The 15,251-nt window shown below is 58.2% G+C and carries 16 protein-coding genes and 1 pseudogene; 14 read left to right on the forward strand and 3 right to left on the reverse strand.

All coding sequences use genetic code 11. The annotated features are described in order from the left end of the window. Positions 1–17: 17 nt before the first annotated feature. Together ACEPAJ_RS07290 and ACEPAJ_RS07295 are read right to left on the reverse strand one after the other, a co-directional pair. Positions 18–853 (reverse strand): annotated as a pseudogene (locus ACEPAJ_RS07290) (HDOD domain-containing protein). A 56-nt stretch (positions 854–909) separates the two neighbouring features. Next, a complete protein-coding gene (locus ACEPAJ_RS07295) occupies positions 910–1,851 on the reverse strand; it encodes a YgfZ/GcvT domain-containing protein (protein ID WP_425914322.1) in 942 nt (313 codons plus the stop codon). 249 nt (positions 1,852–2,100) lie between these two features. On the opposite strand from ACEPAJ_RS07295, the gene ACEPAJ_RS07300 reads away from it, so the two are divergent. Together ACEPAJ_RS07300 and ACEPAJ_RS07305 are read left to right on the forward strand one after the other, a co-directional pair. Beyond that, complete coding sequence (locus ACEPAJ_RS07300; RefSeq protein WP_397493960.1) at positions 2,101–2,355, forward strand: succinate dehydrogenase assembly factor 2; 255 nt, start codon at positions 2,101–2,103, stop codon at positions 2,353–2,355. Continuing rightward, positions 2,339–2,791 (forward strand): protein YgfX, encoded by a 453-nt coding sequence (locus ACEPAJ_RS07305; protein WP_425914323.1) that lies wholly within the window; start codon positions 2,339–2,341, stop codon positions 2,789–2,791. Before ACEPAJ_RS07300 ends, ACEPAJ_RS07305 begins: the two co-directional genes overlap by 17 nt. On the opposite strand, the gene nadB is transcribed toward ACEPAJ_RS07305, so the two are convergent. Next, entirely contained in the window at positions 2,760–4,376 is a 1,617-nt protein-coding gene (nadB, locus tag ACEPAJ_RS07310; RefSeq protein WP_425914324.1) for an L-aspartate oxidase, read from the reverse strand. The two genes, ACEPAJ_RS07305 and nadB, sit on opposite strands and share 32 nt — an antisense overlap. A gap of 368 nt (positions 4,377–4,744) precedes the next feature. On the opposite strand from nadB, the gene rpoE reads away from it, so the two are divergent. From rpoE to pdxJ, 12 genes are all read left to right on the forward strand, one after another. Continuing rightward, positions 4,745–5,326: an RNA polymerase sigma factor RpoE gene (rpoE, locus tag ACEPAJ_RS07315; RefSeq protein WP_274087820.1), complete on the forward strand. Its 582-nt coding sequence runs from the start codon at positions 4,745–4,747 to the stop codon at positions 5,324–5,326. A 31-nt stretch (positions 5,327–5,357) separates the two neighbouring features. Continuing rightward, on the forward strand, positions 5,358–5,951 hold the full coding sequence (locus ACEPAJ_RS07320; RefSeq protein ID WP_425914325.1) for a sigma-E factor negative regulatory protein: 594 nt from the start codon (positions 5,358–5,360) through the stop codon (positions 5,949–5,951). A gap of 21 nt (positions 5,952–5,972) precedes the next feature. After that, on the forward strand, positions 5,973–6,920 hold the full coding sequence (locus ACEPAJ_RS07325) for a MucB/RseB C-terminal domain-containing protein (RefSeq protein ID WP_425914326.1): 948 nt from the start codon (positions 5,973–5,975) through the stop codon (positions 6,918–6,920). Next, positions 6,917–7,372: a SoxR reducing system RseC family protein gene (locus tag ACEPAJ_RS07330; protein WP_425914327.1), complete on the forward strand. Its 456-nt coding sequence runs from the start codon at positions 6,917–6,919 to the stop codon at positions 7,370–7,372. Before ACEPAJ_RS07325 ends, ACEPAJ_RS07330 begins: the two co-directional genes overlap by 4 nt. 82 nt (positions 7,373–7,454) lie before the next feature. Continuing rightward, the gene (locus ACEPAJ_RS07335) at positions 7,455–8,837 is read left to right on the forward strand and encodes a DegQ family serine endoprotease (protein ID WP_425917962.1); all 1,383 of its coding nucleotides are present in this window, start codon (positions 7,455–7,457) and stop codon (positions 8,835–8,837) included. A gap of 147 nt (positions 8,838–8,984) precedes the next feature. Then, positions 8,985–10,784, forward strand: coding sequence for a translation elongation factor 4 (gene lepA, locus ACEPAJ_RS07340; protein WP_425914328.1), 1,800 nt, complete (start codon positions 8,985–8,987; stop codon positions 10,782–10,784). 6 nt (positions 10,785–10,790) lie between these two features. Continuing rightward, on the forward strand, positions 10,791–11,645 hold the full coding sequence (gene lepB, locus ACEPAJ_RS07345) for a signal peptidase I (RefSeq protein ID WP_274087826.1): 855 nt from the start codon (positions 10,791–10,793) through the stop codon (positions 11,643–11,645). A gap of 103 nt (positions 11,646–11,748) precedes the next feature. Next, complete coding sequence (locus tag ACEPAJ_RS07350) at positions 11,749–12,126, forward strand: DUF4845 domain-containing protein (RefSeq protein ID WP_425914329.1); 378 nt, start codon at positions 11,749–11,751, stop codon at positions 12,124–12,126. Continuing rightward, positions 12,123–12,812, forward strand: a complete 690-nt coding sequence (gene rnc / locus ACEPAJ_RS07355) for a ribonuclease III (RefSeq protein WP_425914330.1) — start codon at positions 12,123–12,125, stop codon at positions 12,810–12,812. Before ACEPAJ_RS07350 ends, rnc begins: the two co-directional genes overlap by 4 nt. Continuing rightward, positions 12,805–13,707, forward strand: a complete 903-nt coding sequence (gene era, locus ACEPAJ_RS07360; protein WP_425914331.1) for a GTPase Era — start codon at positions 12,805–12,807, stop codon at positions 13,705–13,707. The genes rnc and era overlap by 8 nt, the downstream gene beginning before the upstream one ends. Positions 13,708–13,753: 46 nt before the next feature. Beyond that, the gene (gene recO / locus ACEPAJ_RS07365; protein WP_425914332.1) at positions 13,754–14,452 is read left to right on the forward strand and encodes a DNA repair protein RecO; all 699 of its coding nucleotides are present in this window, start codon (positions 13,754–13,756) and stop codon (positions 14,450–14,452) included. Next, on the forward strand, positions 14,445–15,191 hold the full coding sequence (gene pdxJ / locus ACEPAJ_RS07370) for a pyridoxine 5'-phosphate synthase (protein ID WP_425914333.1): 747 nt from the start codon (positions 14,445–14,447) through the stop codon (positions 15,189–15,191). The genes recO and pdxJ overlap by 8 nt, the downstream gene beginning before the upstream one ends. Positions 15,192–15,251: the final 60 nt, after the last annotated feature.

The raw sequence follows: 15,251 nt of genomic DNA on the forward strand, positions 1-15,251 counted from the left end.
GTGGGCTTTTGAACGCGTTACTGAAGCATGCTCATGGCTGCTTCCATGGCAGCCGACAGGTCTTCGTCGTCATTCAGGTTCTGGCTGGGGTCTAGGCCCAGTTTGCGGAACGCCGGGATTTGGCTCCAGTCCAGTTGGGTGTAAGGGTGCTCGCTGCCCAGGTAGCTTTGCAGGGTGGCGACCTGAACGAGATCGACATAATCGACTTTGGCGCTGTCGCGGGTGAAGTCCAGGTGCTGGCTTGGCACCATGGCGATCTGCTCGGGGAATTCCCAGGCGCGCAGGATCTTGTCACCGATGATGGGGTGAATCTGCTCAATCACGTGGTTGAGGCTGATTGAGTCAGCCAGCAGTTCGCTGTGCTCTTCGGCATAGGTGAGAATCGGCAGTATGCCGATCTGATGTACCAGGCCGGCGAGGGTGGCCTGGTCTGGCATCAGGCGGGTGTAGTGCTTGCACAGAACATGGCAGATGCCGGCGATTTCGGTGCTTTTGTTCCACACTTCGCGCATCTTGCGGTCCACTACGTCGCTGGTGGCCTGGAACATCTGCTCCATCGCTAGGCCTGTGGCCAGGTTGCTGGTGTAGTTGATACCCAGGCGGCCGACGGCCATCTGCAGGTCGGTGATTTCCTTGCTGGTACGCAGCAGCGGGCTGTTGACGACCTTGATGATGCGCGCGGTCAGCGCCGCGTCGTTACCGATCACCTTGCTCAGCTCGGCAATGCCGACGTTAGGGTCTTCTGCCGCTTCGCGCACCCGCAGGGCGACTTCGGGCAGGGTCGGCAGCACCAGTTCATCTCTGTCGATAGCCAGGAGCAGTTCTTCTTGGACTTTTCGGCAAGCTTACTCATGGGCAATTCTCTTTAGGCGGTGAGGCAAATAAGTGTAATGAACAGGTGCGCGATGATTAGCGCTGTATTTCACGGTCTGTATCCAGTGTATACGGCAAATCAAGCACGCTTAGCGGGCTGCCCTCGGCAGAGCCCAGGTGGATATTGCCATTTAGCACCGCATCGCCCTGCAGCACGGCGAGCAGTTCGACACCTGCTTCGCTGCGCGCCGCCAGCACGACTTCGCCGATGCTGGATGCATGCGTGGGCGAAAACAGTCCTGTGGCCGGCTCTGGCACTTGGCTGTCATGCAGTTCCAGGCGATACAAGCGGCGTTTGAGCTTGCCCAGGTATTGCATGCGCGCAACGATTTCCTGGCCGGTGTAGCAGCCTTTTTTAAAGCTGACACCGCCGACCGCCTGCAGGTTGAGCATCTGCGGGATAAACAGCTCGCGGGTGCTGCCCATGACCTGACCAATCCCGGCGCGGACCTGGGCCAATAGCCAATCGTTAAGCGGCGCCTCTGGCAGTTGGCTGGCCAACAAAGCCTGTACGGCTTCGGCCTGGGCGTTAGGTATCCACAGCTCGGCGCGGCCATCGCTCAGGCGCAGGGCCAGCATTTCATTACCATGGGCCACGCTGTCGGCGGCGTCAGAGAGTTCTAGGCCGAGGCTGTGCAGTGCTTCATCGCCGCCGCTTAGGCCAATACGCAGCCACGCGCTGCTTTCATCGGCGAGTTTGGACTTGCTGAATACAGCGTATTTTTTCAGGTCGGCGAGCTGCGCTTCAAGCAGCTCGCTGGCCATCGCCAGTAAATAGCCGTCACTGACCATCACGATGCGAAAGCTCGACTGCATACGGCCTTTGGGTGTGCAGCGCGCACCGAGGCTGGAGTGGCTGTCGCTCAGGTAGTTAAGGTTGCAGGTGACTTGGCCCTGGAGGAACTTGTTGGCGTCGGGGCCGCGTACGGCGAGGATGCCTTCGTGGCTGAGGATGCAATAAAACGCGGTGTCGGCCATGGTGGATTAGGTATCGCTGGATAAAAATTAGGGTGCTCATCATAGAGTGCACCTTGCGCCTTGTCAGCGCTTGCCGTTGCATCGCTGCAGTACATAGCCGCACTTGGTGCTGTACATGGCCAATAGCGGCGGTTTCCTCGGTATACTGCGCGCCTTATTTATGGTCTGCCATTTATGGCGGCCACCCTTCGGGCCGTCGCTGTGCGACGTTAAAAATGGTTTCACGCCATTTTTTCAAGGAGCAGACCCATGGTTGACTCGGTTGAACTCAATCGTCTTTTTTGGCACAGCCGCCGCGGCATGCTGGAGTTAGATGTGCTGTTGGTGCCGTTCGTCAGGGAGGTGTACCCACACCTCGATGCCGATGATCGCGAGCGTTATCGCAAACTGCTCGAATGTGAAGATCAGGACATGTTCGGCTGGTTTATGCAGCGTGCTGAGCCGGAAGATGCCGACCTTAAGCGCATGGTTCGGATGATTCTGGACCGTGTCCAGCCGAAGTGATGCCTTCGAATGCCAGTGGCAGCCCTCGCGCTTGCTGCTGGCAGGCTATGCGCTAATCCTAGGGCTGGCGCTGCTCAGCCTTGCTTGGGTGGATATTCCGCTGTGGGCATGGGGGCTGGGTGTGTTGTTCTGTCTGGCACATGCCGCCTGGGTCGTGCCGCGGCACCTGTTGCTGACGCAGCCTTGTGCCTATCAGGCACTGCGCTGCAATAACGATGGCTGGCAGGTTTACAGTGCTGTGCAGGGGTGGCAGGCCATCGAGATGCACCCCGACAGCCTGGCGTTACCGCTGATTGTCTTGCTGCGTTTTCGCCTGGCCGGGCAGCGCCGCGTGCGATCGCTGTGCGTTGCCCGCGACAGCCTGCCACGTGATCAGCATCGGCGTTTACGCGTGAGGTTGAAGTTCAGTCGCCATAGGTGGGCGGTAGCAAAATAGTGTCTTTAGCTTCTGCCAGCTGCTGCGGGTAATCCAGGGTGTAGTGCAGGCCGCGGCTTTCGTGGCGCTGCATGGCTGAGCGAATCATCAGTTCGGCCACCTGGGCCAGGTTACGCAGCTCGATCAGGTCGCGGCTGACCTTGTAGTTACTGTAAAACTCGTCAATTTCGTCGAGCAGCAGGCGCACTCGGTGCTCGGCGCGTTGCAGGCGCTTATTGGTGCGTACGATGCCGACGTAGTCCCACATAAAACGCCGCAATTCGTCCCAGTTGTGCGCAATGATCACGTCTTCGTCGGAGTCGGTGACCTGGCTGGCATCCCAGCTGGGCAGCGTTGCGGGTATTTGCACCTGCGCCAGCTGGCTGACGATGTCTGCGGCCGCCGAGCGAGCATAGACGAAGCACTCCAGGAGTGAGTTGCTGGCCATGCGGTTTGCCCCGTGCAGGCCGGTAAAGCTGGTTTCACCAATGGCATATAGCCCGGGCACGTCGGTGTGGCCGTTTTGATCGACCAGCACACCGCCGCAGGTGTAATGCGCGGCCGGTACCACTGGAATCGGCTCTTTGGTGATGTCGATGCCGAAATCCAGGCAGCGCTCGTACACAGTAGGGAAGTGCGATTTCACAAAGTCAGCTGGTTTATGGCTGATATCGAGGAACACGCAATCAATCCCCAGGCGCTTCATTTCGTGGTCGATGGCGCGGGCCACGATATCCCGCGGGGCCAGCTCGGCGCGGTCATCGAAGCGCGGCATAAAGCGCTCGCCGTTGGGCAGTTTAAGTAATGCACCTTCACCGCGCAGCGCCTCGGTGACCAGAAAGCTTTTCGCTTTGGGGTGGTACAGGCAGGTCGGGTGGAATTGGTTGAATTCCAGGTTGCCTACTCGGCAACCGGCGCGCCAAGCCATGGCGATGCCATCACCGCAGGCGCCGTCCGGGTTGCTGGTGTACAGGTAAACCTTGGCTGCACCGCCTGTGGCGAGAATCACAAAGCGCGCGCTGAAGGTATCCACCTCACCGCTGGTGCGGTTGAGCACGTAAGCGCCCAGGCAGCGCTGGCCCTCCAGGCCGAGTTTGCGTTCGGTGATCAGGTCGACGGCGACGCGCTGCTCCAGCAGTTCAACATTGCTGCGCAGTCGGGTTTGTGTGAGTAGGGTGTTGAAAATGGCTGCGCCGGTAGCATCGGCAGCATGAATGATGCGTCTATGGCTGTGGCCGCCTTCGCGCGTCAGGTGGAATTCGAAGCCGCCATCTTCGCGGGCGTGTTCATCGTCGCGGGTAAAGGGCACGCCCTGGTCGATCAGCCACTGGATGGCTTCGCGGCTGTGCTCGACGGTAAAGCGTACAGCCTCTTCGCGGCACAGGCCGCCGCCGGCGTTGAGGGTGTCCTCGACATGCGATTCGATGGTGTCGGTGTCGTCCAGCACCGCCGCCACGCCGCCCTGCGCCCAGTAGGTGGAGCCGTTGGACAGGTTACCTTTGCTGAGCACGGCAATGCTCAGGTGCGCTGGCAGTGTCAGGGCTAGGGTCAGCCCGGCTGCGCCACTCCCGATAACCAGAACGTCGTGTTGGTAATGTTGGCTCATGTTCGAATTCCGCGAAAAGCGGCCCCTAGTATATAGAGGGGGTGGGCTGCACAATAGCCGGCTTATGACCAAGTGCGTTACTCGGGAACTTTTTAAGTGTTTCGGGTTCCATAGGCGGTTATTTGTGTAGTAATTCGCCTGTCTCGGGCGGCTTTGCAGTAGGGCGGCAATTTTTGCATGGCCTGTGTGTGATCCAGACTAAAAGCGCAGCCTCGGAGTCCCTTTGCTGCGCTATTCCGTGCAGGGCTTTTAAGTGATCTGCAGGAAGCTTGTTTGAAGGAGAGAACTTTTGCGCAATGCCCAAGTCTACTTTGGCAGACCGATTAATGGGTCGGCTTGCGCTCCTTCAAACCTAATGAGGAGTTTTCATGCTAACCCAGGAAGATGATCAGCAACTGGTCGAGCGCGTTCAGCGCGGCGACAAGCGTGCATTTGATCTATTGGTGCTCAAGTATCAGCACAAGATTCTCGGGTTGATTGTGCGGTTCGTGCATGACACCCATGAGGCACAGGATGTGGCGCAGGAGGCCTTTATCAAGGCTTACCGAGCGTTGGGTAATTTCCGCGGTGACAGTGCGTTTTATACCTGGCTGTATCGCATCGCCATTAACACGGCGAAGAATCATTTGGTGTCGCGCGGTCGGCGGCCGCCAGAGAGTGATGTCAGTGCTGAGGATGCCGAGTTCTACGATGGCGATCACGCCCTTAAAAATATCGAGTCGCCGGAACGTGTGCTGTTGCGTGACGAGATTGAGGCCACGGTGCACCGCAGTATTGAGCAATTGCCGGAAGATTTACGTACGGCGCTAACCTTGCGTGAATTTGATGGTCTGAGTTACGAGGACATTGCCAGCGTCATGCAGTGTCCAGTGGGTACCGTGCGTTCGCGAATTTTCCGGGCGCGTGAGGCCATTGATCGATCCCTGCAGCCGTTGCTGCAGGAAACCTAAGGCAGCGGCGTCAGCCAAGAGAGGAACCGCCATGAGTCGTGAAACCCTGCAGGAATCGCTGTCCGCGGTGATGGATAACCAAGCGGATGAGCTTGAATTAAGGCGCGTGCTAGCGGCCAGTGACGACCCTGAGATGCGTGCAACCTGGTCGCGCTATCAAGTTGCGCGTGCAGTGATGCACAAAGAGTTGCTTGAGCCGCGTCTGGATCTTGCGGCTGCTGTATCTGCCGCTTTGGCTGATGACGCCGCACCCGTTGCGCCGCAGTCGCAGCGCGGCCCTTGGCGCACAGTTGGGCGTTTGGCGGTGGCGGCTTCGGTTACCGTTGCTGTATTGGCTGGCGTGCGTCTGTATAACCAAGATGAAATCACCGGCGCACAGTTGGCGCAGCAGGCCAGTCAGCCGGTGCTGAGCGCGCCACAGGCCAGCGGTCAAGCCATGTTGGCCGGTTTTAATACGAGCGAAGAGTCTGTTGGTCCAGCGATCAGCGCTGTAGGTCAAGGTCAGCCTGGCTGGCATGAACAGCGCCTGCCGGCCTATTTGCGCCAGCATGCGCAACAAGCAGCTATGAGCGCCAGCGAAGGTGCGCTGCCTTATGCGCGCGCAGCCAGTCTGGAAACCCGTTAAGGGCTTTGGTTAAGGAGTCGCATGCGCTTTATTCCTTTTAGCGCCCTGTTACTGGGTAGCTGGCTGGCATTGCCTGCCGTGGCTGATGAGGGGCAGGATTTGCTGCAGCGCTTGGCGGATGCTGAGCGCACGCAGAGCTTTCAAGGCACCTTCGTATACGAGCGCAATGGCAGCTTTTCGACGCACAGCATCTGGCATCGCGTTGAGGAGGATGGCGCGCTGCGTGAGCGGCTGCTGCAGCTGGATGGTTCGGCTCAAGAGGTCGTGCGCGTCGGCGGTCAGGTGCAATGTGCCAGCGGCGCATTGGCCGATCAGTTGATTGACAGCCAGCTGTGGCCCGCCAGAGGGCTGGATGCCGCGCAATTGAGTGAATGGTACGAGCTGCGCGTGCTGGGTGCGTCTCGGGTGGCGGGGCGCGCCAGTCGTGTATTGGCGCTGGTGCCGCGAGATCAGCACCGTTATGGCATCGAGCTACACATTGATCAACAAACAGGTTTGCCGTTGAAATCGTTGTTGGTTAACGACAAAGGCCAGTTGCTCGAGCGTTTTCAGTTCACCCAGTTGCAAACCGAGATCCCCGCCGTTGCCAATCTAGAGCCGAGTGTCGGCTGTCGGCCCGTGCGGTTGTCGCCTGTGCAGGCAGAGACGGCTGAGGCCTGGCGCTCGGATTGGTTGCCACCAGGTTTTAGCCTGAGCTCAGTTACTCAGCGTCGCAGCCCGGCATCGGATGAGTTGGTCGCCTGTCAGGTGTATGACGACGGCCTAGCCCGCTTTTCTGTATTTATGGAGCCGCTGCGCGGTACGGCAGTTGAAGATCTGCGCACTCAATTGGGGCCGACGGCTGCTGTCTCGCGCCGGCTAAAAACTGACGATGGCGATGTCATGGTCACGGTGGTGGGCGAGATACCTTTGGGGACCGCTGAACGTGTGGCCTTGTCTATGCGTGCAGTCACTGAGGTGGCGCAGTGATCGAGGAGCAGGGCCGCGTCGTGGCTGTCGAGCCAGGCGCTGTGTGGGTTGAAACCTTACGTAAAAGCACCTGCTCCAGTTGCTCGGTCAAAGCCGGTTGTGGCCAGGGCTTGCTTGACCAGCTCGGGGCGAGCGGGCGTCGTGGTTATGTGCGCGCACTGTCGAATTTGCACCTGAGTGTTGGGGATGCAGTCATCATCGGCGTGCGCGAGGATTTGCTGGTGCGCGGCTCGCTGTTGGTTTATTTGCTGCCATTGCTTGGTTTATTTTCTGCAGCTGTGCTGGCTGATCAGCTAGGGTTGAGCGAGCCTTTGGTGATACTCAGTGCGCTGTTCGGTTTTCTGCTTGCCTGCTGCGCTGTGCGTTGGCGCAGTCGTCTTACGGCCGGTGATCCGGCTCTGCAGCCTGTGGTGTTGCGTGCATTGCTTGTTGGTGCCGCGGCAGCGTTTTAAGACTTTTGCTGGCCTGATGGGGAGTTGTATGTCGAAGCCTGGTCTGAAATCTACCTTTACTGCGTTATGTGCTGTGTTGCTGATGGGGCAGGTACTGCTTGCTCAGGCAAGTCTGCCGGATTTCACTGAGCTGGTTGAGCAAGCGTCGCCGGCGGTGGTCAATATCAGTACCCGGCAGAAGATGCCGGATCGCCCAGTGGCCGGCGCAGGCCAACTTAATGTGCCTGATTTGGAAGGCTTGCCGCCGATGTTTCGCGAGTTTTTCGAACGCAATATTCCCCAGGTGCCGCGCGCGCCAGGCGGCGGTCGTCAGCGTGAGGCTCAGTCGCTGGGCTCCGGCTTTATCATTTCCGCTGATGGTTATGTGCTGACCAACAATCATGTGATTGCCGATGCCGATGAGATCATCGTGCGCTTGGCGGATCGTAGTGAATTGGAAGCCAAGCTAATTGGTACGGATCCGCGCAGCGATGTAGCGTTGCTCAAGGTTGAGGGCAGCGGTCTGCCAATCGTCAAACTGGGCAAGTCCGATGAGTTGAAGGTCGGTGAGTGGGTTTTGGCGATCGGTTCACCATTCGGCTTCGATCACTCGGTCACTGCTGGCATCGTCAGTGCCAAGGGCCGTAGCCTGCCGAACGAGAGCTATGTGCCGTTCATCCAGACGGACGTGGCAATTAATCCGGGTAACTCGGGTGGCCCACTGTTCAACTTGGCTGGCGAAGTGGTCGGCATCAACTCGCAGATTTTCACCCGTTCCGGCGGTTTTATGGGGTTGTCGTTTGCCATCCCGATGAGTGTGGCCATGGATGTGGCTGATCAGCTCAAGGCGGAGGGTAAGGTCAGTCGCGGCTGGCTGGGTGTGGTGATTCAGGAAGTGAACAAGGATTTGGCCGAGTCGTTTGGCCTGGATAAGCCAGCGGGTGCGTTGGTTGCCCAGGTGCTAGAGGATGGTCCGGCCGCTAAAGGCGGTTTGCAGGTGGGTGATGTCATCCTCAGTCTAGATGGCAAGCCAATCATCATGTCTGCTGATCTGCCGCATCTAGTGGGCGCGCTGAAGCCGGGTGCTCGCGCCGAGCTGGACGTAGTGCGCGACGGTGCACGCAAGAAGCTAAAGCTGACCATTGGTGCGTTGCCTGAAGATGGTGAAACATTGGCAGGAAATGCGGCGCCTGGCGTCGAGCGCAGTAGCAACCGTCTTGGGGTCAAGGTGGTTGAGTTGAGTGCTGAGCAGAAGAAAAGCCTCGACCTTAAAGGTGGTGTGGTGATTTCCGAGGTGCAGGAGGGGCCGGCCGCGTTGATTGGCTTGCGTCCGGGCGATGTGATCACGCACCTGAACAATCAGGCGATCAATTCGGCCAAGACCTTTACCGAGGTGGCGCAGGCACTGCCGAAAAATCGCTCGGTGTCGATGCGCGTACTGCGCCAGGGACGTGCCAGCTTTATTACCTTTAAGCTGGCCGATTAACGGCAGTTCTAGCGTAAAAGGGCGACTTCGGTCGCCCTTTTACATAGAGCCGCTTTGCGGCTGTGGTGACGTGCAAGGTGGCTTTCGGGTACACTTCGCGGCTATTTTCGGCGGGCAGTCGCCTGCGACCTTTTCGAGTGTTGATCCGTGAGTGATTTGAGTCATATCCGCAATTTCTCCATCATCGCCCACATTGACCACGGCAAGTCGACCCTGGCTGACCGGTTTATCCAGATGTGTGGTGGCCTGGCTGATCGTGAAATGGAAGCCCAGGTGCTGGATTCCATGGATCTTGAGCGCGAGCGCGGGATCACCATCAAGGCCCATAGCGTCACCCTGTATTACAAGGCTAAAGACGGCGTTACTTACCAGCTGAACTTCATCGACACGCCGGGCCACGTCGACTTCACCTACGAAGTCAGCCGTTCCTTGGCAGCTTGTGAAGGCGCGCTGCTGGTGGTCGACGCGGGTCAGGGCGTGGAAGCGCAGTCGGTAGCCAACTGCTACACCGCGATTGAGCAGGGCCTTGAGGTCATGCCAGTACTGAACAAGATCGACTTGCCTCAGGCCGACCCGGACCGGGTTAAGGAAGAGATCGAGAAGATCATCGGTATTGATGCCACCGACGCCGTGACGTGCAGTGCCAAGACCGGCCTGGGTGTTGATGAGGTGCTCGAGCGCTTGGTGCATACCATTCCCGCGCCCACCGGCAATATCGAAGACCCGCTGCAAGCCTTGATCATCGACTCCTGGTTCGATAACTACCTGGGCGTTGTGTCCCTGGTACGCGTGCGCCATGGTCGGATCAAGAAGGGTGACAAGGTGCTGGTGAAGTCCACCGGCAAGATTCACCTGGTCGACAGTGTCGGCGTGTTCAACCCGAAGCACACCGCCACCGTTGATCTCAAAGCGGGTGAAGTGGGCTTTATCATCGCCGGCATCAAGGACATTCATGGCGCGCCCGTGGGCGACACCCTGACCTTGAGTTCGACGCCGGATGTTGATGTGCTGCCGGGCTTCAAGCGCATCCAGCCGCAGGTGTACGCCGGCCTGTTCCCGGTGAGCTCCGATGACTTCGAAGACTTCCGTGAAGCCCTGCAAAAGCTCACGCTGAACGACTCATCCTTGCAGTACACCCCGGAAAGCTCGGATGCCTTGGGCTTTGGCTTCCGTTGCGGCTTCCTCGGCATGCTGCACATGGAGATCATTCAGGAGCGCCTGGAGCGCGAGTACGACCTGGACCTGATCACCACCGCGCCAACGGTGATTTTCGAACTACTGCTCAAGACCGGTGAGACGATTTACGTCGATAACCCGTCGAAATTGCCGGATCTGTCGGCCATCGAAGATATGCGTGAGCCGATTGTGCGCGCCAATATCCTCGTGCCGCAGGAGCATCTGGGTAACGTGATTACCCTGTGCATTGAAAAGCGCGGCGTGCAGCACGACATGCTGTTCCTCGGCTCCCAGGTGCAAGTTACATATGACCTGCCGATGAACGAAGTGGTGTTGGACTTCTTCGACCGTCTGAAGTCAACCAGCCGGGGTTATGCCTCGCTGGATTATCACTTTGACCGTTACCAATCGGCCAATCTGGTCAAGCTGGATGTACTGATCAACGGTGAGAAGGTCGATGCCTTGGCGTTGATCGTGCACCGTGACAACGCGCATTACAAAGGTCGTGCGTTGACCGAGAAGATGAAAGAGCTGATTCCTCGGCAGATGTTCGATGTGGCCATTCAAGCGGCCATTGGTGGGCAGATTGTGGCGCGCACTACCGTCAAGGCGCTGCGCAAGAACGTATTGGCCAAATGCTACGGTGGTGACGTCAGCCGTAAACGCAAGCTGCTGGAAAAGCAGAAGGCCGGTAAGAAACGCATGAAGCAGGTCGGCAACGTGGAAATTCCACAGGAAGCCTTCCTCGCCGTGCTCAGGTTGGATAGTTAAGGGCCTATGTCGATCAATTTCCCGTTATTGCTGGTTATCGCCGTCGCCGTTTGTGGCGCGCTGGCGTTGTTCGACCTGATCTTTCTGGCGCCTCGCCGGCGAGCGGCGATTAGCACCTACCACAGCCAGGTTAGTGAACCTGATGAGGCGGTTGTGGCACGCTTGAACAAAGAGCCGCTGCTGATGGAGTACGGTAAATCGTTCTTCCCGGTGCTGGCCATCGTGCTGGTGCTGCGCTCGTTTCTGGTCGAACCCTTCCAGATTCCATCCGGCTCGATGAAGCCGACGTTGGAAGTGGGCGATTTCATCCTGGTTAACAAGTTCGCTTATGGCATTCGCCTGCCTGTGCTGGACACCAAGGTGATTGAGGTGGGTGACCCGCAGCGCGGCGATGTGATGGTGTTCCGCTACCCCAGTGATCCGAACATTAACTACATCAAGCGTGTGGTGGGCCTGGCCGGCGACCGGATTGCTTACAGCAGCGACAAGCGCCTGACCATTAATGGTGAGTCTGTGGCTCAGCAGTTGATTGGCGATGAGCCCGGCAGCCTGGGTAGTGCGACGCTGTATAACGAGAAACTCGGTGAGGCAGAGCACCAGATCCGTAAGGAAATGCGCCGCTATCGCCTTGAACCTGGCCGCGAGTGGGTGGTGCCGCAAGGGCATTACTTCATGATGGGCGACAACCGCGACAACTCCAATGACAGCCGTTACTGGAATGATCCGGCTATCCCCAAGCCGCTGCTAGGCATGGTTCCGGATCAGAATATCGTCGGTAAAGCCTTCGCGATCTGGATGAGCTGGCCGGATCCTAAGTCGAGTAACCTGCCCAATTTTTCCCGTGTAGGTCTCATTCACTGACCCGCGGATGAGTTTGCGACGCTGTTAAACGCAGCCTCGCAGGCTATATATAGTTTTGCCTCCAGCCGTAATGGCTTCACACCACTTGAATTTGGGGACAAATATGAAATCTGCACATTCGCAAAAAGGAATGTCGATTCTCAGTTGGCTGATGGTGCTTGCAGTTGTGGCCTTTTTGGCCAGCGCAGCGTTCAAGGTAATGCCGCATTACTTCGACAACATGGCCTTGGAGAAAATGATCACCTCCGTCGAAACCGACAAAGCGCTTGATGTTCGCAGCGTCAGCGATTTCTACAGCCACATCAGCAAAGGCATGCAGGTCAACAGCATTCGTGACTTGAACATGCAGGACGCAGTGAAAATTAAAGTGGAAAACAACGAGTTCCGGGTACACCTGAAATACGAAAAGCGCGAGCCGTTGATCGAGAATATCGATCTGGTGGTGCGTTTCGATAAAGAATTCCGCGTGCGTATGCCGTGAGCGCGTCATTAACCCGCCTCGAGCGGCAACTCGGGTATACCTTCAAAGACCAGGAGCTGATGATCCTGGCGCTCACCCACCGCAGCTTTGCGGGGCGCAATAACGAGCGCCTGGAGTTTCTCGGTGATGCGATCCTCAATTTTGTCGCCGGCGAAGCATTGTTTCAGCGCTTTCCGTTGGCCCGTGAGGGCCAGTTGTCACGCCTGCGTGCGCGCTTGGTCAAGGGCGAAACGCTGGCAATATTGGCGCGCGGCTTTGACCTCGGTGAATACCTGCGTCTAGGTTCCGGTGAGCTAAAAAGCGGTGGCTTTCGCCGAGAGTCGATCCTGGCCGATGCCTTGGAGGCGTTGATTGGCGCCATTTACCTGGACACCGGTATGGATGCCGCCCGTGAGCGGGTGTTGGCCTGGCTGACCACGGAGCTGGAGAGCCTGACGCTGGTCGACACCAACAAAGACCCGAAAACTCGCCTGCAGGAGTTTTTGCAGTCGCGCGGTTGTGAGCTGCCACGTTACGAAGTGGTGGATATCCAGGGCGAGCCGCACTGTCGCTCGTTCGTGGTCGAATGTCAGATTACTTTATTGAATGATAAAACCCTGGGGCAGGGTGCTAGCCGGCGTATTGCCGAGCAGGTGGCCGCCGCTGCCGCGCTGATCGCCCTGGGTGTGGAGAATGGCAATGACTGATTTACCTGTTACACGCTGTGGCTATGTCGCCATCGTCGGCCGGCCCAACGTGGGTAAGTCGACTTTGCTGAACCATATTCTCGGACAAAAGCTGGCGATCACCTCGCGCAAGCCGCAGACCACGCGGCACAACATGCTCGGAATTAAGACCGAAGGTGAGGTGCAGGCGATCTATGTCGACACCCCTGGCCTGCACAAAAACAACGAGAAAGCGCTCAACCGCTACATGAACAGGAATGCCTCGTCGGCACTGAAAGACGTCGACGTGGTGATCTTTGTGGTCGACCGTACCCGCTGGACTGACGAAGACCAGATGGTGCTGGAGCGCATTCAGTACGTCGAAGGCCCGGTGATTCTGGCGATTAACAAGACTGACCGTCTGGAAGATAAAGCCGAGTTGATGCCGCATTTGGAGTGGCTGGCCACCCAGTTGCCGAATGCCGAAATCGTACCGGTATCAGCGCAGCACGGGCATAACCTCGAGACTCTGGAAAAGCTGGTAGGTGAGCGTTTGCCGGAAGGTGTGCACTTCTTCCCGGAAGATCAGGTGACCGACCGCTCCAGCCGTTTCTTCGCTGCCGAACTGGTACGTGAGAAAGTTATGCGCCAACTCGGCGCTGAGCTGCCGTATCAAATCACCGTGGAAATCGAAGAATTCAAGCGTGATGGGCGCATTCTGCACATCCATGCGCTGATTCTGGTTGAGCGCGACGGGCAAAAGAAAATCATCATTGGCGACAAGGGTGAGCGGATCAAACGTATTGGCCAGGAAGCGCGCAAAGACATGGAGGTTATGTTCGACTCCAAGGTTATGCTTAATCTGTGGGTCAAGGTTAAAAGTGGCTGGTCTGACGATGAGCGCGCCATGCGTTCTTTGGGCTACGACAATATTTGATGCGCCGCGGGCCCGCCTGTGTGCCCGCTATTTCGAGTAAGCCTTGATGCTTGCGCCTAGCCAGCCCGCTTATGTGCTGCACAGCCGTGCTTACCGCGAAAGCAGTGCGCTGGTGGATTTCCTTACGCCGCAAGGCCGCCTGCGGGCTGTATTGCGCAGTGCGCGGGGAAAGGCGGGCAGCTTGGCTCGGCCGTTTATTCCGCTTGAAGCTGAATTTCGCGGGCGCGGCGAGCTGAAAAACGTTGGCCGCCTTGATCCCGCAGGCATTCCTAATCTGTTAGTCGGTGAGGCCCTTTTCAGTGGCATCTATCTCAACGAGCTATTGATCCGTTTACTCCCTGCTGAGGCACCCCATCCTGCCGTCTTCGAACATTACGCTATGACGGTACTGGCACTGGCCGAGGGCCGCGCGCTGGAGCCGTTGCTGCGTTCTTTTGAGTGGCGTTTGCTGGATGAGCTGGGCTATGGTTTTGCCCTGAATCTGGACAGCGAAGGCCAACCCATCGTCGAAGCCGGCCTATATCGACTTCAGACCGAAACCGGGCTGGTGCCCATCGGGCATTTTCAGCCTGGGGTTTTCCACGGGATTGAATTGCTGGCCATGGCCGAGGCCGACTGGACCACGCCCGGCGCCCTGGCGGCTGCCAAGCGCCTGATGCGCCAAGCCCTGGCCCCCCATTTAGGCGGACGACCGCTGGTCAGCCGCGAACTTTTTATGACGCTCAAGGAGCCAAGCCGTGACTGATGCCAATCGTATTCTGCTGGGTGTGAACATCGACCATGTGGCCACCTTGCGCCAGGCCCGTGGTACCCGCTACCCAGACCCGGTCAAGGCGGCGCTGGACGCTGAAGAGGCCGGGGCCGATGGGATTACCGTGCACCTGCGTGAAGATCGCCGGCATATTCAAGAGCGTGATGTGCGCCTGCTCAAGGAAGTCATGCAGACGCGGATGAACTTCGAGATGGGCGTGACCGAGGAGATGCTCGCGTTTACCGAAAGCATTCGTCCCGAGCACGTCTGCCTGGTGCCAGAGACGCGTCAGGAACTGACCACCGAAGGCGGCCTGGACGTGGCAGGACAAGAAGAACGCATTCGTGCGGCGGTTCAGCGTCTGAGCAAAATTGGCTGTGAAGTGTCGCTGTTTATCGACCCTGAGCCGCAGCAGATTGAAGCCTCCAAGCGCGTAGGTGCCCCGGCTATCGAGCTGCACACCGGTCGTTATGCCGATGCCCATACGCCGCAAGAGGCGGCACGCGAGCTGGCGCGGATTCGCGACGGCGTGGCTTGCGGCCTGCAACACGGGCTGATCGTCAATGCCGGCCATGGTCTGCATTACCACAACGTTGAGCCGGTGGCCGCGATTGCCGGGATCAACGAGCTGAATATTGGTCATGCACTGGTGGCACACGCCCTGTTTGTCGGTTTTAAGCAGGCAGTGGTGGAAATGAAGCAGCTGATCACCGCAGCGGCCAATCGCGGTTGATCGAGAGGCGAGTTGTAGGATGGGTTGAGCGCAGCGATACCCATCTCTCGGGCTCATGGG

It is taken from the genome of Pseudomonas sp. GWSMS-1 (genome assembly GCF_049847425.1).
In the GTDB taxonomy this organism is placed as follows: domain Bacteria; phylum Pseudomonadota; class Gammaproteobacteria; order Pseudomonadales; family Pseudomonadaceae; genus Aquipseudomonas.